At 67.7% G+C, this 26,713-nt stretch carries 23 protein-coding genes; 15 read left to right on the top strand and 8 right to left on the bottom strand.

The genetic code is table 11. The features are described 5' to 3' along the window. From QO259_RS07920 to modC, 9 genes are all read left to right on the top strand, one after another. On the top strand, positions 1-2,142 hold the full coding sequence (locus QO259_RS07920) for a YjbH domain-containing protein (RefSeq protein WP_285952418.1): 2,142 nt from the start codon (positions 1-3) through the stop codon (positions 2,140-2,142). Positions 2,143-2,236: 94 nt separating this feature from the next. Then, positions 2,237-3,712 carry an AlkA N-terminal domain-containing protein gene (locus QO259_RS07915; RefSeq protein ID WP_285952417.1) on the top strand — a complete coding sequence of 492 codons (1,476 nt, stop codon included), beginning with the start codon at positions 2,237-2,239 and terminating at the stop codon, positions 3,710-3,712. Beyond that, complete coding sequence (locus QO259_RS07910) at positions 3,709-4,233, top strand: methylated-DNA--[protein]-cysteine S-methyltransferase (RefSeq protein ID WP_285952416.1); 525 nt, start codon at positions 3,709-3,711, stop codon at positions 4,231-4,233. The genes QO259_RS07915 and QO259_RS07910 overlap by 4 nt, the downstream gene beginning before the upstream one ends. Before the next feature lie 213 nt (positions 4,234-4,446). Then, entirely contained in the window at positions 4,447-4,881 is a 435-nt protein-coding gene (locus QO259_RS07905; protein WP_285952415.1) for a DUF2946 domain-containing protein, read from the top strand. An 84-nt stretch (positions 4,882-4,965) separates the two neighbouring features. Then, a complete protein-coding gene (locus QO259_RS07900) occupies positions 4,966-6,357 on the top strand; it encodes a PepSY-associated TM helix domain-containing protein (RefSeq protein WP_285952414.1) in 1,392 nt (463 codons plus the stop codon). A gap of 121 nt (positions 6,358-6,478) precedes the next feature. After that, a complete protein-coding gene (locus QO259_RS07895) occupies positions 6,479-6,856 on the top strand; it encodes a winged helix-turn-helix domain-containing protein (RefSeq protein ID WP_285952413.1) in 378 nt (125 codons plus the stop codon). 110 nt (positions 6,857-6,966) lie between these two features. Beyond that, entirely contained in the window at positions 6,967-7,746 is a 780-nt protein-coding gene (modA, locus tag QO259_RS07890; protein WP_035473575.1) for a molybdate ABC transporter substrate-binding protein, read from the top strand. 5 nt (positions 7,747-7,751) lie between these two features. Beyond that, positions 7,752-8,447 (top strand): molybdate ABC transporter permease subunit, encoded by a 696-nt coding sequence (modB, locus tag QO259_RS07885; protein ID WP_285952412.1) that lies wholly within the window; start codon positions 7,752-7,754, stop codon positions 8,445-8,447. Next, on the top strand, positions 8,444-9,535 hold the full coding sequence (modC, locus tag QO259_RS07880; protein ID WP_285952411.1) for a molybdenum ABC transporter ATP-binding protein: 1,092 nt from the start codon (positions 8,444-8,446) through the stop codon (positions 9,533-9,535). The genes modB and modC overlap by 4 nt, the downstream gene beginning before the upstream one ends. Positions 9,536-10,112: 577 nt before the next feature. Here the strand turns inward: modC and QO259_RS07875 are convergent. Further along, complete coding sequence (locus tag QO259_RS07875; protein WP_285952410.1) at positions 10,113-10,745, bottom strand: TetR family transcriptional regulator C-terminal domain-containing protein; 633 nt, start codon at positions 10,743-10,745, stop codon at positions 10,113-10,115. Positions 10,746-10,956: 211 nt separating this feature from the next. Here QO259_RS07875 and xdhA point away from each other — a divergent pair, with 211 nt between their 5' ends. The 4 genes from xdhA to guaD are packed head-to-tail and all read left to right on the top strand — an operon-like array spanning position 10,957 to position 17,065. Beyond that, complete coding sequence (xdhA, locus tag QO259_RS07870) at positions 10,957-12,399, top strand: xanthine dehydrogenase small subunit (protein ID WP_285952409.1); 1,443 nt, start codon at positions 10,957-10,959, stop codon at positions 12,397-12,399. After that, positions 12,383-14,824 (top strand): xanthine dehydrogenase molybdopterin binding subunit, encoded by a 2,442-nt coding sequence (gene xdhB, locus QO259_RS07865; RefSeq protein ID WP_285952408.1) that lies wholly within the window; start codon positions 12,383-12,385, stop codon positions 14,822-14,824. Before xdhA ends, xdhB begins: the two co-directional genes overlap by 17 nt. After that, a complete protein-coding gene (xdhC, locus tag QO259_RS07860) occupies positions 14,821-15,714 on the top strand; it encodes a xanthine dehydrogenase accessory protein XdhC (RefSeq protein WP_285952407.1) in 894 nt (297 codons plus the stop codon). The genes xdhB and xdhC overlap by 4 nt, the downstream gene beginning before the upstream one ends. A gap of 16 nt (positions 15,715-15,730) precedes the next feature. Beyond that, on the top strand, positions 15,731-17,065 hold the full coding sequence (gene guaD / locus QO259_RS07855) for a guanine deaminase (protein ID WP_285952406.1): 1,335 nt from the start codon (positions 15,731-15,733) through the stop codon (positions 17,063-17,065). A 33-nt stretch (positions 17,066-17,098) separates the two neighbouring features. Here the strand turns inward: guaD and QO259_RS07850 are convergent, their stop codons facing one another. Further along, positions 17,099-18,064 (bottom strand): hydroxymethylglutaryl-CoA lyase, encoded by a 966-nt coding sequence (locus tag QO259_RS07850; RefSeq protein ID WP_285952405.1) that lies wholly within the window; start codon positions 18,062-18,064, stop codon positions 17,099-17,101. Between the two features lie 4 nt (positions 18,065-18,068). Then, positions 18,069-19,265, bottom strand: a complete 1,197-nt coding sequence (locus QO259_RS07845; protein ID WP_285952750.1) for a CaiB/BaiF CoA transferase family protein — start codon at positions 19,263-19,265, stop codon at positions 18,069-18,071. Between the two features lie 183 nt (positions 19,266-19,448). Between QO259_RS07845 and QO259_RS07840 the strand changes: the two genes are divergently transcribed. Continuing rightward, positions 19,449-20,408, top strand: a complete 960-nt coding sequence (locus QO259_RS07840; protein ID WP_285952404.1) for a LysR family transcriptional regulator — start codon at positions 19,449-19,451, stop codon at positions 20,406-20,408. On the opposite strand, the gene QO259_RS07835 is transcribed toward QO259_RS07840, so the two are convergent. From QO259_RS07835 to QO259_RS07820, 4 genes are all read right to left on the bottom strand, one after another. Beyond that, positions 20,405-21,811: a mannose-1-phosphate guanylyltransferase/mannose-6-phosphate isomerase gene (locus QO259_RS07835; RefSeq protein ID WP_285952403.1), complete on the bottom strand. Its 1,407-nt coding sequence runs from the start codon at positions 21,809-21,811 to the stop codon at positions 20,405-20,407. The genes QO259_RS07840 and QO259_RS07835 overlap by 4 nt on opposite strands. Before the next feature lie 119 nt (positions 21,812-21,930). Then, positions 21,931-23,286 carry a UDP-glucose dehydrogenase family protein gene (locus QO259_RS07830; RefSeq protein ID WP_285952402.1) on the bottom strand — a complete coding sequence of 452 codons (1,356 nt, stop codon included), beginning with the start codon at positions 23,284-23,286 and terminating at the stop codon, positions 21,931-21,933. A gap of 491 nt (positions 23,287-23,777) precedes the next feature. Next, the gene (locus QO259_RS07825; RefSeq protein WP_207037234.1) at positions 23,778-24,002 is read right to left on the bottom strand and encodes a hypothetical protein; all 225 of its coding nucleotides are present in this window, start codon (positions 24,000-24,002) and stop codon (positions 23,778-23,780) included. A gap of 453 nt (positions 24,003-24,455) precedes the next feature. Continuing rightward, positions 24,456-24,833: a histone-like nucleoid-structuring protein, MvaT/MvaU family gene (locus QO259_RS07820; protein ID WP_207037235.1), complete on the bottom strand. Its 378-nt coding sequence runs from the start codon at positions 24,831-24,833 to the stop codon at positions 24,456-24,458. A 402-nt stretch (positions 24,834-25,235) separates the two neighbouring features. On the opposite strand from QO259_RS07820, the gene QO259_RS07815 reads away from it, so the two are divergent. Continuing rightward, on the top strand, positions 25,236-26,147 hold the full coding sequence (locus QO259_RS07815) for an N-acetylmuramoyl-L-alanine amidase (protein WP_285952401.1): 912 nt from the start codon (positions 25,236-25,238) through the stop codon (positions 26,145-26,147). Here the strand turns inward: QO259_RS07815 and QO259_RS07810 are convergent. Beyond that, positions 26,101-26,649 carry a helix-turn-helix domain-containing protein gene (locus QO259_RS07810; RefSeq protein ID WP_285952400.1) on the bottom strand — a complete coding sequence of 183 codons (549 nt, stop codon included), beginning with the start codon at positions 26,647-26,649 and terminating at the stop codon, positions 26,101-26,103. The two genes, QO259_RS07815 and QO259_RS07810, sit on opposite strands and share 47 nt — an antisense overlap. Positions 26,650-26,713: the final 64 nt, after the last annotated feature.

Here is a 26,713-nt window from a genome sequence, read left to right as displayed (position 1 = left end):
ATGATGCTTCCAACCTCCCGCCGTTCCCGCACGCTACGCCGCGCGACCCCCGCCATGGGGCTCTCGCTGCCCTTGCTGCTCGCCACCGCCCCCCACGCCGTGGCCGAACTCGGCACGTCCCAGAGCGATTTCGGGGGTGTCGGCCTGATGCAGACACCCAGCGCACGCATGGCGCCGCTGGGCGAAATCTCGCTGCACTACAACCACGTCTCGCCCTATTCGCGCTATCAGGTCAGCGTGCAGCCGATGGATTGGCTTGAGGCGGGCTTCCGCTATACCTCGATCGGTAACCGCGACTACCGCGCCTCCGGGGACGCCGAGCGGGATTACCTCGACAAGGGCATCGATTTCAAATTCAGACTGCATCAGGAAGATCGCTACACCCCGGCGCTGGCGCTCGGCTTTCGCGACTTCGGCGGTACCGGGCTGTTCGGCAGCGAATATCTGGTGGCGAGCAAGCGCTGGAACGACTTCGACTTCACCCTGGGCCTGGGCTGGGGCTATCTCGGCGCCGGCGGCGGGCTCGGCAACCCGCTCTCGGCGCTCTCCGGACGCTTCGATTCGCGCCGCAGCGAGAACCCGGAAGAGGCCGGCGACTTCGAATTCGGCGATCTGTTCAGCGGCGATATCGGCGTGTTCGGCGGGGTCGAGTACCAGACCCCGTGGGAGCCGCTGACGCTGCAGCTCGAGTACGACGGCAACGATTACCGCTCGGAGCCCCTCGACAACCCTCAGCGTCAGCGCTCGCCGTTCAACCTGGGCGCGCGCTGGCGCCTCAGCGACAATCTCGCGCTAGCGGCGGGCTGGGAGCGTGGCGACACCGCCATGCTCGGCCTCACCCTGAGTGCCAATCTGGCCGGCGCGAGCCAGGCCAAGACCGGTGACCCGCGCCCGGTCGCGGTGGCCGAGCCGCCGCCGCGCAGCACTGACGACTGGCAGGCGGTCAGCCGCGACCTCCAAGCCAATGCCGGGATGCGCGTGCATCGCATCACCCGGCGCGATGACGAGCTAGTGGTCGAGGCGGAAGCCACCCGCTACCGTTCGCTGCTGGTCAGCGAAGGGCGCGCCAACCGCATCCTCAACAACCACACCGCCGACGACATCGACACCTACCGCTACCGCTGGCAAAGCGCTGGCATGGGCCTGCGCGACGACGTTCACGACCGCCACGCCTTTCGTCGCGCCGCCGCCTCGGCCGCCTATGATCAGCAGTATCACTACGGACTCTACGCCTCTGCCCTGACCCAGCCCGACGACAGCGCACCGGATGGGGAGCGGCTCTATACCGACGATCTCGCAGGCTTCGACTGGCAGCTGGCGCCGGGTCTCAACCAGAACATCGGTGGCCCGGACGGCTTCCTCTACCAGCTCTACGCCAAGCTCGATGCCAACTACCGCACCGACGCCAACGGCTGGTTCAGCGGCCAGCTGGCGCTCAACCTGTTCGACAACCTGGACCGCTACGACTATATCGCCGACTCCAAACTGCCGCGGGTGCGCACGCACATCGGCGACTATCTCGACCAGACCAGCCTCGGCATCTACAACCTGCAGTACACGCGTACCGCGCGCCTGGGCGAGAACTGGTACGGCATGGCCTACGCCGGCCTGCTGGAGATGATGTACGCCGGCGGCGGCGGCGAGGTGCTCTATCGCCCCTTCGACAGCCCGGTCGCCTTCGGCGTCGATCTCAACTGGGTCAAGCAGCGCGACTTCGACCAGCGCTTCGGCCTGCGTGACTACTCGACCTGGACCGGGCACGCCACCGCCTACATCGAGACCGGGGTCGAGGACGTGCTCGCCCAGGTCAGCGTGGGGCGCTATCTGGCCGGCGACCTGGGGGTCACCTTCGATCTCTCGCGCCAGTTCGATTCCGGGGTCCGCGTGGGTGCCTGGTCGACCTTCACCGATGCCGGTGACGACTACGGCGAGGGCAGCTTCGACAAGGGCTTCTACGTCTCGATTCCGTTCGACGCCTTCTTCGATACCTCGAGCCGCAGCGCCACCACCATCGCCTGGCAGCCGCTGACGCGTGACGGCGGAGCGCGCCTGGCGCGACGCTACACCCTCTACGGGCTGACCCAGGACCGCGAGATGGGGCACTACTGGCAGGACTACGATCGAGTATGGGATGAGCCCTGAAGGAGAGCTGTTTTACTAGGGTGCCGAATCCGGCGAGTTCGCGCGCTCCCAGGCGCTACACTGGGGTCACCTGCGGCTCGCCGGACTCGTATCCATGCACCACGCATCTCCACTCAACGTTACCGACGCCAGCACGTCTCTGCCCGACGCCGCCCGGCTAGACGCCTCGCCTCCCCAGACGAGCGAGCTCGGAGCGCCGTTCTCGCTCGCCCCCGAGCAGTGCCGGCGGGCACGCCTGGCCCGGGACGCGCGCTTCGACGGTCGCTTCTTCATCGGTGTCGTCACCACCGGTATCTACTGCCGTCCGATCTGCCCGGTCATGCCCCCGCACGAGGAGAACGTGCGCTACTTCGGCTCGGCGATCGCCGCCGCTGCCGCGGGTTTCCGTCCCTGCTTGCGCTGCCGCCCGGACAGCGCCCCCCGCTCGCCTGCCTGGCGCGGCACCCATACCACCCTGAGCCGGGCGCTGGCGCTGATCGATGCCGGTAGCCTGCAGCGCGGCAGCGTGGCCGCGCTGTGTCAGCGTCTGGGCATCGGTGAGCGCTATCTACGCCAGCTGTTCCAGCGTCATCTGGGGGTATCGCCCAAGACCTATGCGCTCTATCGCCAGTGCCTGTTCGCCAAGCAACTGCTCCATGACACCGCGCTACCGATCACCGATATCGCCTACGCCAGCGGCTTTGGCAGCCTGCGCCGCTTCAATGACGCCTTCCAGCGCCAGCTACACCTCACCCCCAGCGCGGTGCGCCGCCGGCGCGGCGATCCACAGGCGCCACTGACACTGACGCTCACCTATCGCCCGCCCTACGCCTGGTCACGCCTACGCCACTTCCACGCTCTGCACCAGCTCACCGGGCTGGAGTGGATCGATGAGGCGTGCTTCGGGCGCACCTTCCGCCTGGGCGAGGTCACCGGCCATTTCACCGCGCGACACCTGCCCGAGCGCCACGCCTTCGCCGTCAGTCTGGCGCTGAGCGATCTCGCCGCCCTCGACGAAGTGGTGCACTGCCTGCGCCGGCTGCTCGATCTGGATGCCGACACCCAGACGATCGAAGGCCATCTCGCCGCGGCGCTGCCGGGGCTCGCACTGAAACCGGGGCTGCGTCTGCCTGGGGTCTGGGATCTGTTCGAGGCGGGCGTACGTGCGATTCTGGGCCAGCAGATATCGATTGCCGCCGCCACCCGCCTGCTGCAGCAACTGGTCGACCAGCTGGGCGAGCAAGACACCGCTGAACGCCGCCGTTTTCCCACGCCAGCGGCGATCGCCGCCAGCGATCTGGCCTTCCTCAGGCTGCCGGGGGCGCGACGCGAGACCCTCAAGCGCTTCGCCATCGCCTATCAGAATGGCGAGCTCGGCGACGACCCCGCGAGCTGGCAAAGGCTCAAGGGCATCGGCCCCTGGACCGCCAAGGTCGCGGCTTTCCGCGGCCTCAGCGACCCCGATATCTGGCTCGATGGCGATGTCGGCCTGCGTCGCGCACTAGCGCATCAGCCGCAGCCGCTCGACCCCGCCCGTGCCGCGCCCTGGCGCAGCTACCTCACGCTACAACTGTGGGATACCGTGATATGAACGCACCGCTGTCTTTCGTCGCCCCCTGCACGCTCACCCATCACGCCGAGGCGTGCCAGCGCTATACCCCGCCCGCTGGGGTGCCACTGGGCGAGATCGAGATCCGCGCCAGCGAGACTGGCCTGACCTGGGTCGGCTTCGTCACCGACGCCTGCGCCGACGCCAGGCCGAACACTCTGACCGGCCGCTGTGCGCAGCAGCTCGACGCGTACTTCGCCGGCGAACTCACTCATTTCGATCTCCCGCTGGCGCCCGCCGGCACCGAGTTCCAGCGCAGCGTGTGGCAGGCGTTAACCACCATCGCCTTCGGCGAGATCCGCTCCTACGCCGCACAAGCCGAAGCCATCGGCCGCCCCAGTGCCACCCGCGCGGTAGGGGCGGCCAATGGTCGCAATCCCCTGGCGATAGTGGTGCCGTGTCATCGGGTGATCGGCGCCAACGGCCGCCTCACCGGTTACGCCGGCGGGCTCGAGCGCAAGCGCTGGCTGCTGAGCCATGAGGGACACGTCGTCACGAGCTAGCGCCTCGGTGTGCGGCGGAGCGCGGAGATCGCCGCGATGCCGACCGCCGCATCTGCTCGAGGTGGTGTAGGGCAGAATGACGATCGCTTCACGCGAGCCCTGGGTATCCCTGTCGGTCGCCTGCGACATAGTTACACACCCCAGGCGGCAATGATTGGCGCCACCGCCCGGACACGCTAGAGTCGCGGGTCGACGACGCGACGGACTCCGGCCATGACCCGCCTGTGGCACCACTGTTACCGACCGCTGACCTGGCTGGCGCTATTCGCCATGCTGATGGCGTTCGTCGGTCCGCTGGTGAGCCAGTCACAGCGCCTGATGGAGATGCCCGCCCACGGCGGCATGCCGCTGCACGCGCTGCAGGCGCCGACGCATCACGCTGCCGCGCCCTCCGCCGCCATGAGCGGCGGCCACGGGATGCGCGCCGAATCGCGCTTCAGTGCCAGCGACCACTGGCACCTGGCGGCCTGCGGCTACTGCGAGCTGTTCTTGCACGCCCCGGGTATTGCCACGCCCGCCGTGATACCGCCGCCCATCGTGTCGCCCGCCGCCCCCAGCGTCGCAGCGCCCACGCCGCTGGCGGCGCCGCCCAACCCGCACGCCCGTTTTTCTCCCCGCGCGCCACCCGGCGCCTTCGTCTTGAGCTGACTTCCAGCGCCCGCCGTCGCATTGCGTCGGGCTCTGTCGGCACGCCAATGCTGCGCTGCCGACGTCGCCAATTCGGAGATATCCATGTCTACCCCCATGGCAGCGGCCGAGCGCCGCCGCACTCGTCAACTGCTGCTCGCGATGATCACGCGGCTGCACTTCTACGTCGGTCTCTTCGTGGGACCCTTTCTGCTGATCGCAGCCCTTTCGGGCATCGCCTACGCCCTGACCCCGCAGCTCGAACAGTGGGTCTACCACGACGCCTTGACCACCCAGAGCAAGGGTGAGGCGCAGCCGCTAGCGCGCCAAATCGCAGCCGCCCAGGCCGCGGCTGGTATCAGCCAAGCCCCTGCCGCGGTGCGCCCGGCGCCCGCCGCGGGCCAGACCACCCGGGTGATGTTCGATGACCCCAGCGTAGGGGAATTCCAGCAACGCGCGCTGTTCATCGACCCGGTGACACTGGCGGTGCGTGGCGACATGCCCGCCTACGGCACCAGCGGCTCGCTACCGCTGCGCACCACTATCAGTCAGTTCCACCGCAGCCTGCTGCTGGGGCAGCCCGGGCGCATCTATAGCGAACTCGCCGCCTCCTGGCTGTGGCTGCTGGCGCTGGGTGGCGTAGTGCTGTGGTGGCAGCGCCGTGGCGCCCGCCGCGCCCCGGCGGCCAGCCCGCAGCGTCGGCGCCAACGCCATGCCACGCTGGGCATCGTCGCCGCGCTGGGGCTGGTGTTCTTCTCCGCCACCGGGCTCACCTGGTCGAAATGGGCCGGCGGCAATATCGCCGAACTGCGCCATGCCTGGGGCTGGGGCACGCCAAGTGTCTCCACGACGCTGAAAGGGCAGGACGCCGCCGCCGCGGACCCCCACGCCGAGCATCACCACGCTGCGGGCGGCATGGGCATGACATCTTCGGGCGTCACCGGCGCCGACTTCGACCGCGCGCTGGCCGCAGCCCGCCATGCCGGCCTGATGGCGGGCAAGATCGAATTGCAGCCGCCGCCGGCAGCGGATCGCGCCTGGAAAGTGCGCGAGATCGGCCGCGAGTGGCCCACCGAGGTAGACCAGGTAGCGCTCGACCCGCACAGCTTCGCGGTACTCGACCGTACCGATTTCTCCACCTTCCCGCTGGCGGCCAAGCTCACCCGCTGGGGCATCGACCTGCATATGGGCGTGCTCTTCGGCCTGCCCAATCAGTTGGTGCTGGTGGCAGTAGCCGGCAGTCTGGCAACGCTGATCTGCTGGGGCTATCGGATGTGGTGGCAGCGGCGTCCGGCCAGCGGCACGCGCGCCGCGCCGCAGACTCTGAGCGCACTGTTCGCACAGCTCGGCTGGGGGCCGCGTCTGGGCGTGTTGCTGGTGGCGCTGGCGCTGGGCCTGGCGCTGCCGGTGATGGGGGCGAGCCTGGTGCTGTTCGTGGTGATCGACTGGCTGCGCTGGCGGCTGTCGAGCCCCGCGAGCGTCGCTAGCACCGCCTGAACTCGATCGCGAGCGCAGCGCCAGCCGCTGCGCTCGCCTGGTTCGGCCCTGGTTCGGCTCTGGTCTGGCCGGAGTCGAGTGCTATGGTAGGGTCTCGCTCCCCAGCTACGGCTTGCTCTCGATGACCCGCACCCATCATCCCCGTCCCCAGCTCCAGCTACGTCTGGTCGCCGAGCGCGACATCGTGCTCGGCCCGGGCAAGATCGCGCTGCTCGAGGCGATCGAGCGCCACGGCTCGATCGCCGCCGCCTGCCGCGAGATGCGTCTGAGCTACAAGAAGGCGTGGCAGCTGCTGGAGACCATGAGCCGTCACTTCGGCGCCGCGCTGGTCGACACCAGCTCCGGTGGCAGCCAGCGCGGCGGCGCCACCCTGACCCCCTTGGCCCGCGAGCTCATCTCCCATTATCACGCGCTGCTGCAGCGCCTCGACGCCGCGCCGGAGAGCGCGGCCCTGCGTGGACTGCTGCGCTCGCCGCACGCTCCCTCCCACGAGTCCTGAGCGGGCAGCGGTTGCCGACCCTACGCGCTGCCGGCGAGTAGGGTCGACGCTCGTGCCCGGCTGGTCTATAGTCATTCCCGTTATTTCCAAACAGACATAGCGAGAACGCCATGCCCGCGCTGCGCACCGCCGCCACTCTCGGCGCCCTGCTGTTGACACTGCTTCCGCTCAACGCCAGCGCCGCCGAGCGCATCCAGGTGTTCGCCGCGGCCTCGCTCACCGATGCCATGAACAGCGCCATCGCCCGCTACGAGCAGTCGCACGATGTCGAGGTAGTGCCGGTCTATGCCTCCTCCTCGACCCTGGCGCGCCAGATCGCCAACGGCGCCCCGGCGGATCTCTACCTCTCGGCCAACGAGCAGTGGATGGATTGGCTCGCCGATCAGGGCGCCACGGTCGACCAGCGTATCGATCTGCTCGCCAACCGACTGGTGCTGATCGCCCCGCGCGACAGCGAGATCGCGCCCTTCACCCCCGGCGATGGCACCGCTATCGCCACCCGCCTGGGCCCCGACGAGCGGCTCTCGGTGGGCAATACCGACCACGTGCCGGCGGGTATCTATGCCAAGCAGGCGCTCGAGTCCCTGGGCGAGTGGCCGGCGCTGCAGGCACGCCTGGCCAGCGGCGACAACGTGCGCGCAGCCATGGCCCTGGTCGAGCGCGGCGAAGCGCCGCTGGGGATCGTCTACCAGACGGATGCCGAGGCCAGCGACGGCGTGCGTCAGATCGGCGTCTTTCCCGACGCCAGCCATACGCCGATCACCTACCCCATGGCGGTGGTCACGCCATCGCCCAGCGCCGCCACCGAGGCGCTGCGCCAGTGGCTGGCCGGTGACGCGGCGCGCCGGATCTTCAGCCATTACGGCTTCACCCCGCTCACCGGCGACTGAACCGGGTGCTCTCGGACGCCGAATGGCAAGCGCTGGCGCTGAGCCTCAAGATCGCTGGCAGCGCGGTGGGCTGGACCCTGATCCCCGGGATCGCGCTGGCCTGGCTGCTGGCGCGGCACGACTTCCGTGGCAAGTCACTGCTGGATGGTGTCATCCACTTGCCGCTGGTGTTGCCACCGGTGGTGGTGGGCTATCTGCTGCTGCTGGCGCTGGGCCGCCAGGGCTGGCTCGGGCACTGGTTGCAGGCGAGTCTCGGCATCACCCTGCCGTTCACCTGGCAGGGTGCCGCCGTGGCCGGCGGGGTCATGGCCTTTCCCCTGCTGGTGCGCGCGGTACGGCTGTCGCTGGAAGCGGTCGACCCCAAGCTCGAGGCCGCCGCGGCGACCCTCGGTGCCGGACGCTGGCGGGTGCTGTTCACCATCACCCTGCCGCTCGCCCTACCCGGCCTGCTCACCGGCAGCGTGCTGGCCTTCGCCCGCGCACTATCGGAGTTCGGCGCCACCATCACCTTCGCCTCGAACATTCCCGGCGAGACCCGCACCCTGCCGCTGGCGCTCTACACGCTGATCCAGACCCCCGGCAAGGAGGCCGCCGCCGCGCGACTGTGCGCGATCTCCATTGCCATCGCGATGCTCTCGCTGATCGCCTCCGAGTGGCTCGCTCGCCGCGCCCGGCGGCGCCTGCAGGAGCGTGACCGATGACCTCCCGCAATGCGCTCTCGCTCGACCTGCGCAAGCGCCTCGGCGATTTCACCCTGGAGATGAAGCTGGAGGTGGCGGCGAGCGGGGTCACCGCGCTGTTCGGGGAATCCGGCAGCGGCAAGACCAGCCTGCTGCGTCTGATCGCCGGCCTCGACCGCCCGGACGCCGGGCATGTGCGCCTGGATCAGCGGTGGCTGACCCACTGCCAGCGCGGCATCGCGGTGCCGGTGCATCGCCGCCGACTCGGCGTGGTATTCCAAGAGCCGCGCCTGTTCCCCCACTACCGGGTGCGCGGCAACCTCACTTACGGCATGCCGCGGGCGGCCCGCTCACGCTTCGACGACCTGGTCGCGCTAATGGGTATCGAGCCGCTGCTCGAGCGCCTGCCGGGCACGCTCTCCGGCGGCGAAGCCCGACGCGTTGCCATCGGCCGCGCGCTGCTGACCCAGCCGCGCCTGCTGCTGCTGGACGAGCCGCTCACCGGCCTCGATGGCGAGCGCAAGCAGGAGCTGCTGCGCTATCTGGTGCGCTTGACCCGAGAGATCGACATTCCCGTGCTCTATGTCAGCCACGATACCCAGGAGATCACCGCCATCGCCGACCATCTGGCGCTGATCGACAGCGGGCGCCTGGTGGCCCATGGCTCGCTCGATGCGCTGCTGCAACGGCTCGACCTCGGTGGTCGCCTGGGCGGCTTCGATGCGGCCTCACGGCTGTGCGGCCGGGTCACCGCCCAGGATGCACACTACGCCCTGACCCGGATCACCCTGGCCGACGGCCAGACACTGCGCGTGCCGCGTATCGACCAGCCGCTCGGCGGTGAGGTACGTCTGCGCATCGGCGTGCGCGACGTCGCCATCGCCCTGGCGATGCCAGCAGATACCAGCTATCGCAACGGCCTCGCCGCACGTATCGTCGACACCGCCCCTTCGACCCACGATCCCAGCTCCCAGGAGCTACGCCTGACGGTCGGCGAGCAGTCGCTGCGCGCGCGCCTGACCCGGCAGGCGTGCGACGAGATGCAGCTGACACCGGGGCGGGAGGTGATCGCGCTGATTCGCAGTGTCGCCTTCGAAGCGCCGGCATGAATCGCCCAAATGGCCGATCGTGACCGGGACCGCACGCGCAGACCGTTTGAATAGAACCAAACGAGGGGAGCCGCACGAAGTGAGCGGCGCAAGGACCATTACGGCGCCCCTCGTGAGAACTGTTGGCAGAATTTTCTTCAACCGAAACAACGGTTTCCCGGCGCCCGGAGGGCGCGTTTATCGAGCACTGTTTCTTTTTGTAATTATTGGATTTTAAACGAAAAAGTCATTAGCGAACGGACTCATCGCTCGGCTAGAATGGCCGTGGCAGGATGCCATCCAAGGAACCCGCTCAGGGAGGCAGCGTTTTGGCAGGGATCGCGCCAGGGAGAGCCCAGGGATCGATCCAGAGCAAAAGGAGCTTGCCGGCGCTCAAGGTCGAGACTCGACAGGAGGTCGAGTGCGAAGGGACTCGCTTCCGTCGTATCGTTTTTCGATGTCTCATCGTCTTGTTCCCGTCGTTTTCCCCTCGCGGTCTTGCTTGCCTTCCCCACTGTCGTTGTTGCACTCCTTTTTTACCCCTCTGGTTTTTACTCTCTTTGGTTTTTATCCCTCTGGTTTTTATCCCTCTGGTCTTTCACCCCCGCGTCAGCCCACACCCCTTTAGAATGACCTGACATAGACAGTCGGTGGCGGCGGCGAAATCGGCGTCCGCCAGACCGGCCTGCCCGGTGATACCAAGCACCTGCGCCTCGAAATCAGCATAGTGCTGGGTCGCCGACCAGATCAGGAAGATCAGCCAGACCGGGTCCACCGGATCCATGCGCCCCTGCTCGGCCCAGCGCCGGAAGATCGCTGCACGCGACTCGACCCACTCGCGCATGCTGCCGGCAAGGGTCTCCTGCAGAAATGGCGCTCCCTGCAGTATTTCATTGGCAAACAGTCTCGAACTGAGCGGATGCGTCTGGCTCAGCGCCATCTTGCTGCGGATGAACGTCTCGATCACCGTGGCCGGGTCATCGTCTTCGCCGATATCGCTGAGCGCGGTGTTCCAGCGCGCCATGGTGCGTTCCAGCAGTGCCACGTAGAGCCTGCGTTTACTGCCCACGTAATAGAGCACATTGGACTTGGGCAGCTCGGCGGCGGCGGCGATCGCCTGGATGCTGGCCCCACGATAGCCGTGGCGCGCGAAGACCAGCTCCGCGGCGTCGAAGATCCGCCGTTCGTTGCGCTCGCGAACCGTCGGTTCCGCTGCAATCGAATCACTCACGCGCTCTCCTTGAATCGTCGAAGGTCCACGCGCAATCTTACCCGAACCCTCTTGCCTCCGGGCGTACGATCGGAGAACCTGTAACGACTTGACCGATCGGTCAGCTTTTTTACCGGCTCTCGTCACGCGTCGCTCGTTCTTTCCGCCGGCTTGGCCGCCGGCCGCCTGACGTCCAATACAACGACAACGACAACACCACCAGGGGTGAGCGATGATCGAATTCTTCCTCAACGGCCGACGCCAGTGCGTGGAGGCAGCCCCCGCTACCAGCGTGCTGGCGTTGCTGCGCGAGACCCTGGGCCACTGCGGCACCAAGGAGGGCTGCGCCTCCGGCGACTGCGGCGCCTGTACCGTGGCGATCTCCGACCCCGACTCGCCGGCGGCGTGGCGTACCGCCAACGCCTGCATTACCCCGGCGCATCAGCTTCAGGGCTGCCATCTGGTCACGGTGGAGGGGCTGGCGCGGGGAGAGGCGTTGCATCCGGCCCAGGCCGCCATGGTCGAGTGCCATGCCAGTCAGTGCGGTTTCTGTACCCCCGGCATCGTAATGTCGCTGTTCGCCCTGCACGAGTCGCGCCGCCAGACGCCTGCCGCCCCGCTCGCGCCCCAGGCGCTGGAAGCCGCGCTGGGCGGCAATCTTTGCCGCTGCACCGGCTACCGCCCGATCCGCGATGCCGCCCATGCCATGGCCACGCAGCCGGACAGCCGGCCGAGCTGGGCTGACGACCCGGAGCTCGAGACGGCGTGGCGCGCGCTCGGTCGCGCCAGCCGCGCCACGCACTACCACACGCCGCAGAATCTCGCCGAGCTCATGCAACTGCGCCGCGAACATCCGCAGGCGCCGCTGGTGGCCGGCGCCACCGATCTGTGGCTCGGCGTCACCCAACGGCTCGAACAGTGGCCCGAGGTGATCGATCTCAGTCAGGTCGCCGAGCTGCGCCGCATCGAGGCAGAGGCCAAGGGGTGGTGGATCGGTGCAGCGGTCACCTACCGCGAGTGGGAGCCACTGCTGCAGACCCACTACCCCGCCTTCGCCCATCTGCTCGAACGCCTTGGCTCGGCGCAGATTCGCCATCGCGCCACGGTCGGCGGCAATATCGCCAACGCCTCGCCCATCGGCGACACCCCGCCGGTGCTGCTGGCGCTCGAGGCACGGCTGAGACTGGCCGGCCCCGAGGGCGAGCGCGAACTGCCGCTCTCGGCGTTCTTCCTCGACTACCGCAAGACCGCCCTGCGCCCGGGCGAGTGCATCGTGGCCATCTGGCTGCCGCGACCCGAGGACGACGCACAGCTGCGGGTATGGAAACTTTCCAAGCGCCGCGAGGACGATATCTCGACCCTACTCGGCGCCTTCCATTGGCGTCACACCGGGGAGCGGCTGCACGATGTGCGCGTCGCCTTCGGCGGCATGGCGGCGACTCCGCTACGGGTGCCCACGGTGGAGGCCGCACTCGAAGGCCAGCCGGCCACGGCGGCGACCTTCGCCGACGCCAAGCGCGCTCTGCGTGCGGCGCTGACGCCGCTGGACGACGTGCGCGGCTCCGCCGACTATCGCCTGACCGCCGCCACCAACCTGCTCGAGCGCTGGGCGCTGATCCTCGACCCGAGCCGCGATGATACTCAGGAGGTGGCGCTCGATGCGTACGCTCACTAAACGTCTGCAGGCCAGTCACTCCAGCGCCGAGGCGCGCCCGCAGGCGCCCGCCGCCGAAGCCCCGGTGCAGGGCGACGAGCCGCTGGCGCGGGAGACCATCGCCTCCACCCACGACGCGTCACGCCAGCCGCAGGCCGCGCGCCACGAAAGTGCGGTCAAGCATGTCACCGGACGCGCCCACTATATCGATGACCTCCCCGCGCCGGCGGGAGCGCTGCATGCCATGGTCGGCTTGAGCGAGGTCGCCCACGGCCGCCTGCTCCGGCTCGATCTCGACGCCGTGGCCAAAAGCCCCGGGGTGGTCGACGTCATCCGCGCCAGCGACATTCCCGGACACCGTGATATCGGCCCGGTCTTTCCCGGCGACCCGCTGTTCGCCGAGACCAGTGTGAGCTATGTCGGCCAGCCGCTGTTCGCGGTGGCAGCCACCAGCTATGCCGCGGCACGCCGTGCGGTGCGCGCCGCCGTGGTCGAGATCGAAGCGCTGACGCCACGCTTCGATGCGGTCGCCGCCGCCGCGGCCGGTGAGTTCGTGCGCCCCTCCCACCGCCAGGTCGGCGGCGACTGGGACCAGGCACTGGCGCAGGCGCCCCACGTGCTGGAAGCGCGTCAGTTCGTCGGTGGTCAGGAGCACTTCTATCTCGAGGGGCAGGCGTGCCTGGTCATCCCCAGCGAAGACGAGGGCGTGACCGTCCACACCTCTAACCAGCACCCCAGCGAAACCCAGAAGCTGGTCGCCGAGGTGCTCGATATCCCGTTCCATGCAGTGACGGTGGAGAACCGGCGCATGGGCGGCGGCTTCGGCGGCAAGGAGACCCAGGCCGCACCCTGGGCCTGCATGGCGGCGCTGCTCGCCCGGCGCACCGGCCGCGCGGTGCGCCTGCGCCTGCCCAGGGTGGAGGACACCCGTGCCACCGGCAAGCGCCATCCGTTCCACAACCGCTACCGCCTGGGTATCGACGACGACGGCGTGATCCTCGGCGGCGACATCGAGCTGATCGGCGACTGCGGCCACTCGCCGGATCTCTCCGAGGCGGTGGTCGACCGCGCCATGTTCCACGCCGACAACGCCTACTCGCTGGGTGCGGCACGCGTCACCGGGCATCGCGCGCGCACCCACACTGCCTCCAACACCGCTTTTCGCGGCTTCGGTGGCCCCCAGGGGATGATGATCATCGAGCGGGCCATGGACGATATCGCTCGCCATCGCGGCGAGGACCCGCTGACCATTCGCCAGCGCAATCTCTACCGCCCGGGCCGCGAGACCACCCACTATGGCCAGCGCGTCGACCAGCACCCGCTGCTGCACCACATCGTCGAACGCCTGACCCAGAGCAGCGACTACTGGCAACGCCGCGAGGCGATCACCGCGTTCAACCGCCACAGCCCGGTGGTCAAGCGTGGCTTGGCGCTGACCCCGGTCAAATTCGGTATCTCCTTCACCGCCAAGCACCTCAACCAGGCCGGCGCCCTGCTCCACGTCTATACCGACGGCAGCGTGATGATCAATCACGGCGGCACCGAGATGGGTCAGGGCCTGCATACCAAGATCTGCCAGGTGGTGGCACGGGAGCTGGGGCTCGATCTGGCGGCGGTGCGGATCAGCGCCACCCGCACCGACAAGGTGCCCAACACCTCGCCCACCGCAGCCTCCAGCGGCGCCGATCTCAACGGCATGGCGGCGCGCGATGCCGCCATCCAGATGCGCCGGCGGCTGCTCGACTTCGCCGCCGAACACTACCAGTGGGACCGCGAGGGGCTGACGCTGCAGCAGGGCGCGCTGGTCGCCGGTGACGGCGATGCCGGCCATCGGGTCGCCTGGGGCGAGCTGATCCAGGCCGCCTATCTGGCCCGGGTCTCGCTCTCGGCCACCGGCTTCTACGCCACGCCGCTGATCCACTACGACCGCGACAGCGGCCAGGGCCGCCCGTTCTACTACTTCGCCTACGGCGCCGCGGTGAGCGAGGTGCGCGTGGACACCCTGAGCGGCGAGTACCGGGTCGAGCGCGTCGACGTGCTCCACGACGTCGGCGACTCGCTCAATCCGGCCATCGACCGCGGCCAGGTGGAGGGCGGGTTCATCCAGGGGATGGGCTGGCTGACCAGCGAGGAGCTGAAGTGGAACGCCGAGGGCCGCCTGCTCAGCGACGGTCCGGCGACCTACAAGATTCCCACCTTCGGCGACCTGCCACCGGTGTTCAACGTCGAGCTGCTGGAGGGCCACCCCAACTCCCAGGCCAGCCTCTATCGTTCCAAGGCAGTGGGCGAGCCGCCGTTCATGCTGGCGATCTCGGTGTGGTCGGCGCTGCGCGACGCCCTGGCCAGCCTGGTCGACTACCGCGAGAGCCCCGACCTGGATACGCCGGCCACCCCCGAGCGTGTGCTGCTGGCGGCCGAGGCCCTGCGCCGGCGAGACGAGCCATGATACCCACCCCCGACAACGCCACGAACGGGTGGGCACCGGAGCCCTGGCATGCGGCGCTGCATCGCCTGCAGCAGGCGGGCGAGGCCCACGTGCTGGCGAGCATCGTCGCCGCCAGCGGCTCGACCCCGCGGGAGCCCGGAGCCAAGCTGGTCGTCACGCCGGGGCAGGTGATCGATACCCTGGGCGGCGGCCACTTCGAGCAGCAGGTGATCGCGCTGGCGCGGGAAGCACTAGCGACACCGTCCGCCACGCCGCAGACACATCTGGAGACCTTCGTGCTCGGCGCCCGCTCGGGCCAGTGCTGCGGCGGCTGCGTGCAGGTGCTGATCGAGCACTTCCCCGGCGCCGAGCAGCATCTAAGCCTGTTCGGCGCCGGCCACGTGGGCCAGGCGCTGGTCGCTCTACTGGCACCGCTGCCGTGGCGGATCGACTGGTTCGACAGCCGCGCCACGGCGTTCGAGGGTGTCGCCGGCGGCCCCCGCGTGCACTGTCACACGGTCGATGCCGACGCTTCGGACGCCGCGCTGGCGGAGCTGGTCGGAGACGGCCACGCGCTGATCATGACCCACGACCACGCCCTCGACCGCCGGCTGGTGGCTGCCCTGGCGCCGCGTGACGATCTCGCCTCGCTGGGGCTGATCGGCTCGGCCAGCAAGTGGTCGAGCTTTCGCGCGGCGCTGGGGCGGGCCGGGCTCGGCGAGGCCGATCTGGCGCGGGTGCGCTGCCCCATCGGCCTCGCCGCCAGCGCCGCCAAGCGCCCCCAGGAGATCGCCATCAGCGTCGCCGCCGAGCTGCTGGCGCTCTCCACGCCGCCCGCCGAGGCGGACGACGATCACCATCGCGGCATTCCTGCGGCCACGCTGCGGGATGCCTTCCCCTCTGCCCGCTGACGATGACCTTGCCATCATGACCCAATCGCACCGACTGCTCCGCGGCGCCCTGTTCACCTGCCTCGACGATCCCGGCGAGGACAACACCCCGCTGCCCGACACCACGCGCTATCTCGAGGATGGCGCGATCTGGATCGTCGACGGGCATATCCACGCCGTCGACGACTACGCCGCCCTGGCCGCCCGGCTGCCGCCGGAGATCGAGGTGGTCGACTACCGCGGCAAGCTGATGATGCCGGGCTTCATCGATAGCCATGTCCACTATGTGCAGCTCGATATCATGGCCTCCTACGGCCACCAGCTGCTCGACTGGCTCAACGACTACACCTTCCCCGCCGAATGCCGCTTCGCCGACGCCGAGCACGCCCGGCAATCCGCGGAGCGCTTCCTCGACGAGCTGCTGCGCGCCGGCACCACCACCGCTCAGGTGTTCTGCTCGTCGCACCCGATCTCGGTCGACAGCTTCTTCGGCGCCGCCCAGCGGCGTCGGCTGCGCATGCTCGCCGGCAAGGTCCTGATGGACCGCAACGCCCCCGCAGCGCTCACCGACGATACCCTCGGCGGCGTGCGCGACAGCGAACGACTGATCGCCGACTGGCATGGCCGTGATCGCCTCGCCTACACCTTGACGCCGCGCTTCGCCCCGACCTCCACCCGCGAGCAGCTCGACGCCGTGGGCGGGGTACTGCGCAGCGCGCCGGATCTCTACCTGCAGACCCATCTGTCGGAGAACCGCGGCGAGATCGCCTGGGTCGCCGAACTCTTCCCGGAGCGGCGCGATTATCTCGAGGTCTACGAACACTACGGCCTGGTGGGCCCGCGCAGTACCTTCGCCCACGGTATCCATCTGGATGACGGGCAGCGCCGCCGTCTGGCCGACCCGGGTGCCAACATCGCCTTCTGCCCGACCTCGAATCTGTTCCTCGGCAGCGGGCTGATGGACCGCCTGGCCTGCCGCGACGCCGGGCTGGCCACCTCGCTGGCCAGCGACGTCGGCGCCGGCACCTCGCTGTCGGGTTTCGGCACGCTGCAGGGGGCGTATCAGGTGGGAGCACTGCTGGGCCAGCCGCTGACCGGCTGGCAGGGGTTCTATCGGCTGACGCTGGGCAACGCCCGCGCGCTGCATCTGGCGGACAAGATCGGTAGCCTGCAGCCCGGCTACGAGGCCGATATCGTGGTACTCGACCCGGACGCCACGCCGCTGCTGTCACGCCGCCTGAGCGGTGCCACGACGCTGGCCGAGCGCCTGTTTGCGCTGATGATGCTGGGTGACGACCGCACCGTGGCCGCTACCTGGGCCAACGGGCAGCCCGTTCACGTGCGCGATGCCGTGGCCGTGGGCGGCGACTGAGTCGCGCCCCGGCGCCCGAACCAGCGCGACTCGCTATTCGCTCCCCGTGGGCAGCGGATAGCGCCGCTCGGCGGTACCGGCCTTGACCACCTGGCCGGGCACCGCATTGCCGACCAGCGCCGGCAGCGCCTCTGCCACGGCGAGCAGGCGCGCCAGATCGACGCCGGTCTCCACGCCCATCTGGGCGAACATGTGGGCCAGATCCTCGGTGCACACATTACCGCTGGCCCCCGGCGCAAAGGGGCAACCGCCCAGGCCACCCAGGGCAGCGTCGAAGCGCGTCACCCCCTGCTGCCAGGCGCTGAAGGCGTTGACCAGCCCCATCCCGCGGGTGTCATGCACGTGCAGGGTCAGCGCCAGCCACGGCCAGCGCGCCAGCACCGCGCCGCACAGGGTCGCGACCTGCTGCGGATTGGCCATGCCGGTGGTGTCGCACAGGCTGATGCCCTGTATGCCCAGCGCCAGCAGGCGTTCGATGATCTCCATCACCCGTCGCTGCGCCACCCTGCCCTCGAACGGACAGCCGAAGGCAGTAGAGATCGAGGCGTTGATCTGGACCCCGCTGCCGCGGGTGAGCTCGACAATGCCGGCAAAGCGCGCCAGCGACTGCTCGGCGCTCATACGTAGATTGGCGCGGCCGTGGCTATCGCTGGCCGAGAGCACCAGATTGATCTCGTCGACACCCACCGCCAGGGCACGCTCGGCACCCTTCTCGTTGGGCACCAGGACCGCGTAGTCGACCCCGGCGACGCGCTCGATGCCCTGCATCACCGCCTCGGCATCGCGCAGCGTGGGAATCGCTTTAGGTGAGGTGAAGGAGGTCGCCTCGATCTTGGCCACTCCGGTGCGCGACAGCGCATCGATCCAGCGGATCTTCTCCGCCGTGGGCACGAATCGAGACTCGATCTGCAGGCCATCGCGGGGTGCTACCTCGTTGAGCGTCACCCGCTCGCTGCCCCGCGTCATGCCGCTGGCCGGCGTCAGCGTATGGCGAGCCATCAGATCACCCCCGCTCGCGCATTCTGGCCTGGGTTTCGCGGTCGATGCCGAGCTCGTCGAGTACATCCTGGGTGTGCTGTCCCAGCGCCGGGCCGCCGCCGTGGATACGCCCCGGCGTGCGGCTCAGCTTGGGCAGCACCCCAGGCACCTTGAGTTCGGCGCCGTCATCCAGGCGCACGCGCTCGATCATCTCGCGGGCCAGATAGTGCGGGTCGGCGACGATATCTTCGGCGGTGTAGGGGTAACCTACCGGCACCTGGGCGTTCTCGAGGGTGTCCAGGACCTGATCCCGCGCATGCTGGCGGGTCCACGCCTCGATCGCACCGTCGATCAGTTCGGCATGCTGGCTGCGACCATCGTTGTGGGCGAAGCGCGGGTCAGCGGCCAGATCGTCACGCCCGATCGCCTGCATCAAGCGTTTGAAGATGCTGTCGCCGTTGCCGGCGATCAGCACGTATTCGCCGCCGGCGCAGCGATAGGCGTTGGAGGGGGTGATACCGGGCAGCGCGCTGCCGGCAGGTTCGCGCACCACGCCGGCGGCGTCGTACTCGGGCAGCAGACTCTCCATCATGGCGAAGACCGACTCGTAGAGGGCGACGTCGATATACTGGCCGCGACCGCTGCGCTGGCGCTCCTGCAGCGCGAGCAGCGCGCCGATCACGCCGTAGAGCGCCGACAGCGAGTCGCCGATGCTGATGCCGACCCGCACCGAGGGCTGGTCCGGGTGGCCGGAAAGATAGCGCAGGCCGCCCATGGCCTCACCGATCACGCCAAAGCCCGGGCGATCGCGGTAGGGACCGGTCTGGCCATAGCCGGAGATGCGCACCATGATCAGCCGCGGATTGAGCTCGCTCAGCGCCTCCCAGCCCAGATCCCACTGCTCCAGCGTGCCGGGGCGGAAGTTCTCGATCACGATGTCCGCCTCCGCCACCAGCCGGCGCACCACCGCCTGCCCCTCGGCCGTGCGCAGGTCCAGCGCCAGCGAGCGCTTGTTGCGGGTCTGCACGTGCCACCACAGCGAAGTGCCGTCCTTCAGCACGCGCCATTTGCGCAGCGGGTCCCCCGTGCCGGGCGGCTCGATTTTGATCACATCGGCGCCGAATTCGCCCAGCAGCTTGCTGGCGAAGGGGCCCGCGATCAGCTGTCCCAGTTCGATCACCTTGAGCCCGGCCAGAGCCTGGGCACCGTCGCTTGCCGACATCGCCTTCTCCCATGATTGGCAGCGGCAGGCACGCAGCGCGCAGGGCGGCGCGCGCCGGCCGCGGATGCCCGCCAGCATGGCGTAGCCCGGCGACGGCGACAATTGCGCAATCGTCAAGCAAGGCTTCGCCAAAGGCGAAAGCTGAGTTAGGCTCGGGGGCCCATCGCCAGCCTGCGGCCCATAATGAAGCGACTCGATTTCACCACCCTGCGCCTGTTCATCGCCATCGCCGACTCGCACAGCCTGACCCGGGCGGCGGCGCGCGAGCACCTGGCGCTGGCGGCGGTGAGCAAACGCATCAGCGATCTCGAGACGCAGCTCTCGACCGCCCTGCTCTACCGACGCCCCCGCGGCGTCGAGCTGACCCCGGCGGGGCATGCGCTGCTGCACCACGCACGCCACATGCTCGATAGCCTCGACCATCTGACCGCGGATCTGAGCGACTACAGCGTGGGTGTCCGCGGGCATGTGCGCATGCACGCCAACACCTCAGCGGTGATCGAGTTCCTGCCCGAGGATCTGAGCGACTTCACCTGGCGCTACCCGCAGATCCGCATCGACATGCAGGAGCGTCTGAGCCACGAGATCATCGCCGCGGTGCGCGAAGGGCTCACCGATATCGGCATCTTCTCGGCGCATATTCCCGCCGCCGAGCTGCAGACCCGCGCCTATCGCCGCGACCGCCTGGCACTGGTGACCGCCAGCGACCATCCGCTCGCCGGGCACGCCAGCATCGCCTTCGCCGAGACCCTGGACTACGACTTCATCGGGCTGGAGCAGGACTCCTCGCTGCACAGTCTGCTGCAGCAGGACGCCCAGCGCCTGAAGCGCGCGCTGCGCATGCGCATCCAGGTGCGCAGCTTCGAGGGGATCTGCCGCATGATCGATCGCGGCATGGGGGTGGGCATTCTGCCGGCACGCGCGGTCTCGGCCTACCGCGGTAGCCTGTCGCTGGCGACGGTCCCGCTGAGCGACACCTGGGCCGAGCGCGAACTGGTGATCGGCATGCGCGACTACGACTCGCTGCCGCTGATCGCGCGCGAGATGGTCGACCACCTGACCGCGGCCGCCGAGCGCAGCGGCGCCTCCAGCCACGGCGAGACGCCGACCGTCGCCACCGCGCCGCGCGCCGGAGAGGTCTAGTCGCGCCGATAGACGTCGTCGAAACGCTCGATGTCGTCCTCGCCCAGATAGCTGCCGCTCTGGATCTCGATCAGTTCGAGCGGGATCTTGCCCGGGTTCTCGAGCCGGTGCACCACCCCCAGCGGGATATAGGTGGACTGGTTCTCGGTCAGCAGGAAGGTGTCGTCGCCGCAGGTCACCCGCGCGGTGCCGCACACCACCACCCAGTGCTCGGCGCGATGGAAGTGCTGCTGCAGCGAGAGGCGCCCGCCCGGCGCCACGCAGATATGCTTGACCTGATAGCGCGCGGCGCGATGCACGCCATCGTAGCTGCCCCAGGGGCGATGCACGCGGCGATGGAGATCCCACTCGCTGCGATTGTCGCGCTTGAGCGCCGCGGCGATCCGCTTGACCTCCTGGGCCTGTTCGCGATGGGTCACCAGTACCGCATCCGGGGTCTCCACGATCAGCAGGTCGTCGATCCCCACCGCCGTGACCAGGCGGCTCTCGGCGCGGATCAGACTGCCGTGCACGTCCTCGGTGATGACGTCGCCACTGAGCGCATTGCCCGCGGCATCCTTGTCGGCGATCTCCCACAGCGCCTGCCACGAGCCGACATCGGACCAGCCGGCATCGAGCGCCACCACACAGCCCTCGGCGGTGTTCTCCATCACCGCGAAGTCCACCGACTCGGCTTCGCAGGCGGCGAAGGGCGCCGGCGCCACACGCAGGAAATCGAGATCCGACTGGCGCGCTTCCCAGGCGGCGGTCACCGCATCGAGCATGTCCGGACGGTGTGCCCCCAGCTCCTCCAGATAACGGTCGGCACGCATCAGGAACATGCCGCTGTTCCACAGATAGCGGCCGCTGGCGAGATAGGCTTCGGCAGTCGCGGCGTCGGGCTTCTCGACGAAGCGCTGGATCGGCACCGCGAATGCTTCACTCGGCGACTCGCTGGTCTCGATATAGCCGTAGCCGGTCTCGGCGCGGGTCGGGGTCACTCCGAAGGTCACCAGCCGGCCCTGGCGCGCCGCCGCCTGGGCCGGCCCCAGCGCCGCGCGCAGCGCCTCGGGGTCACGGATGGCGTGATCCGCCGGCAGCACCAGCAGCATGGCATCGGGGTCGCGCACCATCGCCTGCAGTGCGGCCAGGGCAATGGCCGGCGCGGTATTGCGCGGCGCCGGCTCGAGCAGAATCTCCGCGCGCCAGCCCGCCTCGCGCAGCTGCTCGGCGACCACGAAGCGATGCGCCTCCTGGCACACCACGATGGGATCGGCGGGCTCGACGCTGACGAAGCGATCCAGGGTCTCGAGCAGCATGCTGCGCGGCCCCACCACGGGCAGGAACTGCTTGGGAAAGCTTGCCCGCGACATCGGCCACAGCCGGGTACCGGCGCCGCCGGCGAGCACCACGGGGATCAACATGCACTGATGTCCTTGGTGGGTCGATAGATAATAAATCTATGATATCTCAGGCCGAGCCCGCCTGACGTCGAGACCACCGCGACCTGCCGGTCGCGGTACCTCTCTCTATCACCACGCGATCACCGTGCGCGCGGCGCCTGTTGCTCGAGCGAGTCGCCGCGCCCCACAGCGAAATAGAGCAGCCCGGCGTCGCGCACCGCCAGCGGGTCGAACAGATTGCGGCCATCGACGATTACCGGCGTGGTGAGTTCCCGCTTGAGCTGAGCGAAATCGACCGTGCGGAAAGACTTCCACTCGGTGCAAATGACCAGCGCATCGGCCCCCATCACCGCCTCGTCACGGGCGTCGACCAAAGTCAGGTCGTCGCGCTCGCCGTAGAGCCGGGTGCACTCCTCCATCGCCTCGGGGTCGAAGGCACGCACCTTGGCCCCGGCGGCCCACAGCGCTTCCATCAGCGCTCGGCTCGGCGCTTCACGCATGTCATCGGTGTTGGGCTTGAATGCTAGCCCCCAGATCGCCACCACCTTGCCCGCCAGGGCGCCATCGAACGCCTGCTCGAGCTTCGCGAACAGCGTGGCCTTCTGTCGCTCGTTGACCGCTTCCACCGCTTCCAGCAGCTGTGCCGGATAGCCGATCTGGGCCGCGGTGCGCGACAGCGCCTGAACGTCCTTGGGGAAGCAGGAGCCACCGTAGCCACAGCCCGGATAGATGAAGTGATAGCCGATACGCGGGTCGCTGCCGATACCCCGGCGCACGTTCTCGACGTCGGCGCCCAAGCGCTCGGCCAGGTTGGCGATCTCGTTCATGAAGCTGATCTTGGTCGCCAGCATGGCGTTGGCGGCGTACTTGGTCAGCTCGGCGCTGCGCACGTCCATGAACATCAGCTTCTCGGCGCGCCGGTTGTAAGGCGCGTAGCACTCGCGCATGAGCGCCTTGACGCGTTCGGCGTCGGTCCCCACCACGATCCGCGCGCCGTGGGTGAAGTCCTCGATCGCCGCGCCCTCCTTGAGGAACTCGGGGTTGGAGCAGACATCGAACGGCAGCTCGACGCCGCGCCCGGCGAGGGTCTCGGCGATCGCCTCGTGCACGCGATCGGCGGTGCCCACCGGCACGGTGGATTTATCGACCACCACCTTGTAGGCGTCCATATGCTCACCGATCGAGCGCGCCACGGCGAGCACGTACTGCAGGTCGGCGCTGCCGTCCTCATCGGGCGGCGTGCCTACGGCGATGAACTGCAGCGTCCCGAATGCCACCGCCTGGCGGACATCGGTGGTAAAGGTCAGCCGCCCGTGGGCCACGTTCTCGGTGACCAGCGCTTCCAACCCGGGCTCGTAGATCGGAATCTCGCCACGCTTGAGCCGCACGACCTTGTGTTCGTCGATATCCATGCACATGACGTCGTGACCTGCATCCGCCAGACAGGCCCCCGTGACCAGGCCGACGTAGCCCGTGCCGAAAATCGTGATTCGCATTGCGGTTCCTTCGACTTCGAATGAGAGCGCCCGAGCGCCGCGATACCGCTACCGCGACGACCATCGAGCACAGGATAGCTGGTGCCAATGGTAAAGGGTTTTGGTCTGCGTGGCGCGCTCCGGGCAGATCGAAACCGCGAGACACCGCCCGCTAGGCCTACGCTATCGGCGGTTCGACGAAGCCAATTGGCAGAACGCCGAAAGAGGATCGACCAGCAGGCAGTGGTTCGCTGGCAGGCAGGCGCTGACATGCTTAAAACTATTGGACAATTGCATAAAACGCCACCTAGCGTCGCGGAATACTTTAACTCGCGACAATCGCATAAGGGACTTCGGTAAATGTTGTCGCAATCCCGGTTTTTGCATACCGCGACGCTACGTATCCACATAACATCACGTAACGCCACGCTCTCACATAACGCAACGCTACGTTTCCAGGCGGAAACAGCGCGAGATAAGTCACATCAGGCTAAAAACGGCACGTACGCACTTCAAGAAAGATATTTCAACCGGGTCAGTGTCGTCAGCATATCGAGCACGCATTGCTGGCTCAGTGCATACTCCGACATCAGCGCATGGAGGCGATCTTCGAACCGTGGGCGTTCATCGACGGGGGACGAAGAGGCTTGACGTGAACCACCGTCGAGCTCTCGTAGCGCCTGCGCGAAAGCATCATCCAATTCTCGGAACTTACGGAGTTTATCGCGTTCGTTCATGTGTTGGCGTGGCATAGAGTAACGATCGTTGGCAGCAATGGCCAGACACCGTCAGGTGTAGGCAGTTGAGATGAATGACCCGAACAGGAACACGCCTGTGACGGCCGGACGAACCTCTCTAAACAAACCACTCTAGACAGGAGCGTGCGCAAACGGGAGCGAACGCGGCCCCCACAACAGGCTTTCAGCGGGTCGTCGAAAAGCATAGCGGAATTCTGCCGCGAAATCATCTATCGCGTAGACACCCTAAATGGGGTTCGCTTCAGTGCCCAACTGACGGCAAGGATGCGGTAAGGCCTTGGAAAAGCAAGACGACATGAAAAGGCTTGACAACAAAGAGCGCCCACCCTTATCGGGTAGACGCTCTTTCTCTGGCGACCTGCTCGAGCACGGCCAAGGCTGTGTCAGAAGGCTTTCCAGCTGCCTGCCACACTCGCCGGGCGTCGAATCGGATCACTCTTCGGTGCGCACGACCCAGGACTCCACGGTGTCGCCGCCGTGCTCTTCTTTCCACGCTTTCAGCGTTTTGTGGTTGCCGCCACGCGTCTCGACCACTTCACCCGTATTGGGGTTCTTGTAGATCTTGAGCTTGCGTTTGCGACGACCGCCAGCGCTGGCGGGTTGAGTACTTGCGGCAGCACTGCTGGGGCGCGGGCTGAGCAGTTCGATGACGTCGGAAGCGGACTTACCATACTCCGCCATCAGGGCCTCGAGCTTCTCCTTGAATTCGAGCTCGGCCTTGAGGCGCTGGTCACCTTCCATACGCTTCAGCTCTTCTTCTAACTGCTTAAGGAGCTGTTCCTTTTTGACGTAGTCACTGAGAAGAGACATTCTGAGTTCCGTTGCAGATTGATTGGCCCTCACATTATTGCGCTAAAATCGCAACATGCAACCCTTTTGCAATGATATTTTTTGCTTACCACTGGTTAATAAGCGCCTTTCCGGATACCCACCGTGCAACGTAGATAAAGCAACTCAGGTAGCGCTGTATAATGAACTTTCCCATACCGCTCGACCCCATCGAGCGGACCATTTGGTACATATTTTTTTGCCATGGGCAAAGCCCGCATACCGACTGGTGTAGAGCGTTGCCGCCAGGGCTATGCTAGGCGACTACCATGCGCCTTAGCGGCCGACTGCCGCCAATATCAGACATCGGCCCCCAGGAACTACTACCGCTGGAACTTTCAGCTTGGAAAATGACACATCGTGATATCTCCGAGATGCAAGACCTTGCCTGCACGCACCTGGCAACTGGCGGTCTTCGCCGCTCTGTTCACCGTCATCGCCGGCTGTGCCAGTTCCGGCCTGGCGCAGCGCGACGGCTATGTGGCAGATCGCCGCCAGCAGTCGAGCGCGTTCAATGAACGTGTGCGCTATGTGGTATTGCACTACACCGATTCCGGGGCGCCGCGCGCACTAAAAACGCTGATGGGCCCCGAGGTCAGCGCGCACTATGTGGTCGCGCGCACGCCCGAGGAGCGGGGTGGCGAGCCGGTGGTGTGGCAGCTGGTCGACGAGCAAAAGCGCGCCTGGCACGCCGGCGTCAGCGCCTGGGAGGACCGCACTCAGCTCAACGACTCATCGATCGGTATCGAGATCGTCAATCGCGGCCCGAACCACGACGCTGCGGTGCAGCACTGGGAGCCCTACTCCGAGGCGCAGATCGCGGCCGTCATTGCGCTGGTCGGCGACATCGTTCGGCGCTATCGGCTGCCGCCCACGGCGATCGTCGGTCACGCCGATATCGCCCCAGAACGCAAGATAGATCCGGGCCCGGCCTTTCCCTGGCAGCGCCTCTACGCCGCCGGCATCGGCGCCTGGCCGGATGCCGATAGCGTCGCCCGCTATCGGCAACGCTTCGAACGCTGTCCGCCGACGCTTGCGCAATTGCAGCGCGCGCTTGCTGCCTACGGTTATGCGCTACCCGTCAGCGGCGAGCGCGATGTGCGGACCCAAGCGGTGCTGCGCGCCTTCCAGATGCACTTCCGAGCGTCGGATTATCGCGGCGAGCCTGACATCGAGAGTGCGGCGATCGCCTGGGCGCTGCTCGCCAAGTACCGTCCCGAGGCCCTGCAGGATGCACGTCTGACCACGCTCACATGCCCGCCGGGTAGTGGATCAGGTCGTGGATTCGCGCCCTAGACGCGTCGAGATTGCGATAGGCGTGGGGCCGGTCTGCGGCGAAGCGCATGGCATCGCCGGCCTCGAGACGATGCCACTGCCCCTCGATCGCGAGCTCCATGGCGCCCTCGATAACGACGACGTGCTCGACGATCCCCGGCGCATGGGGCGGCGACTCGCTCAACGTCCCCTGGGGAAGATCGATGACGAACATCTCGAACCCGAGGCCGGGGTCGAAGGCGAACAGCGGCTGCACCGTCATGCCGGAAGCGTCCTGGTGCCAGGGAATCGATGAGCGGCTGGCCGGGCTCAGGCCGGGGGCCAGGAAGTAACTCATCGGGACGCGCAGGCCGCTGGCGATCTTCCACAGCGTAGCCACCGTGGGAGTTGACTCCCCGCGTTCGATCTGCCCCAGCATCGCCTTGCTCACACCGGTCTCCCGGGCGACACCGTCCAGACTCAGCCGGCAGGCCTGGCGACGCGCCTTGAGTCGCTGGCCCAGCGCCGCGAGATCGGCTTCCATGGCGACTCCTCTTTGATCGCAGGGTGGTGTTCACAGCCATCTTCGGCAATGTCCGCGCCGGATG

It is taken from the genome of Salinicola sp. JS01, from assembly GCF_030284585.1.
Taxonomy (GTDB): domain Bacteria; phylum Pseudomonadota; class Gammaproteobacteria; order Pseudomonadales; family Halomonadaceae; genus Salinicola.
The sequence above is the reverse complement of the archived record's forward strand: the minus strand, read 5'-3'. Positions and strand labels throughout refer to the sequence as shown.

Coding starts and splice junctions, on each gene's coding strand:
- QO259_RS07920 (WP_285952418.1), top strand. CDS start 1: ATGATGCTTCCAACCTCCCGCCGTTCCCGCACGCTACGCCGCGCGACC.
- QO259_RS07915 (WP_285952417.1), top strand. CDS start 2,237: ATGCACCACGCATCTCCACTCAACGTTACCGACGCCAGCACGTCTCTG.
- QO259_RS07910 (WP_285952416.1), top strand. CDS start 3,709: ATGAACGCACCGCTGTCTTTCGTCGCCCCCTGCACGCTCACCCATCAC.
- QO259_RS07905 (WP_285952415.1), top strand. CDS start 4,447: ATGACCCGCCTGTGGCACCACTGTTACCGACCGCTGACCTGGCTGGCG.
- QO259_RS07900 (WP_285952414.1), top strand. CDS start 4,966: ATGTCTACCCCCATGGCAGCGGCCGAGCGCCGCCGCACTCGTCAACTG.
- QO259_RS07895 (WP_285952413.1), top strand. CDS start 6,479: ATGACCCGCACCCATCATCCCCGTCCCCAGCTCCAGCTACGTCTGGTC.
- modA (WP_035473575.1), top strand. CDS start 6,967: ATGCCCGCGCTGCGCACCGCCGCCACTCTCGGCGCCCTGCTGTTGACA.
- modC (WP_285952411.1), top strand. CDS start 8,444: ATGACCTCCCGCAATGCGCTCTCGCTCGACCTGCGCAAGCGCCTCGGC.
- xdhA (WP_285952409.1), top strand. CDS start 10,957: ATGATCGAATTCTTCCTCAACGGCCGACGCCAGTGCGTGGAGGCAGCC.
- xdhB (WP_285952408.1), top strand. CDS start 12,383: ATGCGTACGCTCACTAAACGTCTGCAGGCCAGTCACTCCAGCGCCGAG.
- xdhC (WP_285952407.1), top strand. CDS start 14,821: ATGATACCCACCCCCGACAACGCCACGAACGGGTGGGCACCGGAGCCC.
- guaD (WP_285952406.1), top strand. CDS start 15,731: ATGACCCAATCGCACCGACTGCTCCGCGGCGCCCTGTTCACCTGCCTC.
- QO259_RS07850 (WP_285952405.1), bottom strand. CDS start 18,064: ATGGCTCGCCATACGCTGACGCCGGCCAGCGGCATGACGCGGGGCAGC.
- QO259_RS07845 (WP_285952750.1), bottom strand. CDS start 19,265: ATGTCGGCAAGCGACGGTGCCCAGGCTCTGGCCGGGCTCAAGGTGATC.
- QO259_RS07840 (WP_285952404.1), top strand. CDS start 19,449: ATGAAGCGACTCGATTTCACCACCCTGCGCCTGTTCATCGCCATCGCC.
- QO259_RS07835 (WP_285952403.1), bottom strand. CDS start 21,811: ATGTTGATCCCCGTGGTGCTCGCCGGCGGCGCCGGTACCCGGCTGTGG.
- QO259_RS07830 (WP_285952402.1), bottom strand. CDS start 23,286: ATGCGAATCACGATTTTCGGCACGGGCTACGTCGGCCTGGTCACGGGG.
- QO259_RS07825 (WP_207037234.1), bottom strand. CDS start 24,002: ATGAACGAACGCGATAAACTCCGTAAGTTCCGAGAATTGGATGATGCT.
- QO259_RS07820 (WP_207037235.1), bottom strand. CDS start 24,833: ATGTCTCTTCTCAGTGACTACGTCAAAAAGGAACAGCTCCTTAAGCAG.
- QO259_RS07810 (WP_285952400.1), bottom strand. CDS start 26,649: ATGGAAGCCGATCTCGCGGCGCTGGGCCAGCGACTCAAGGCGCGTCGC.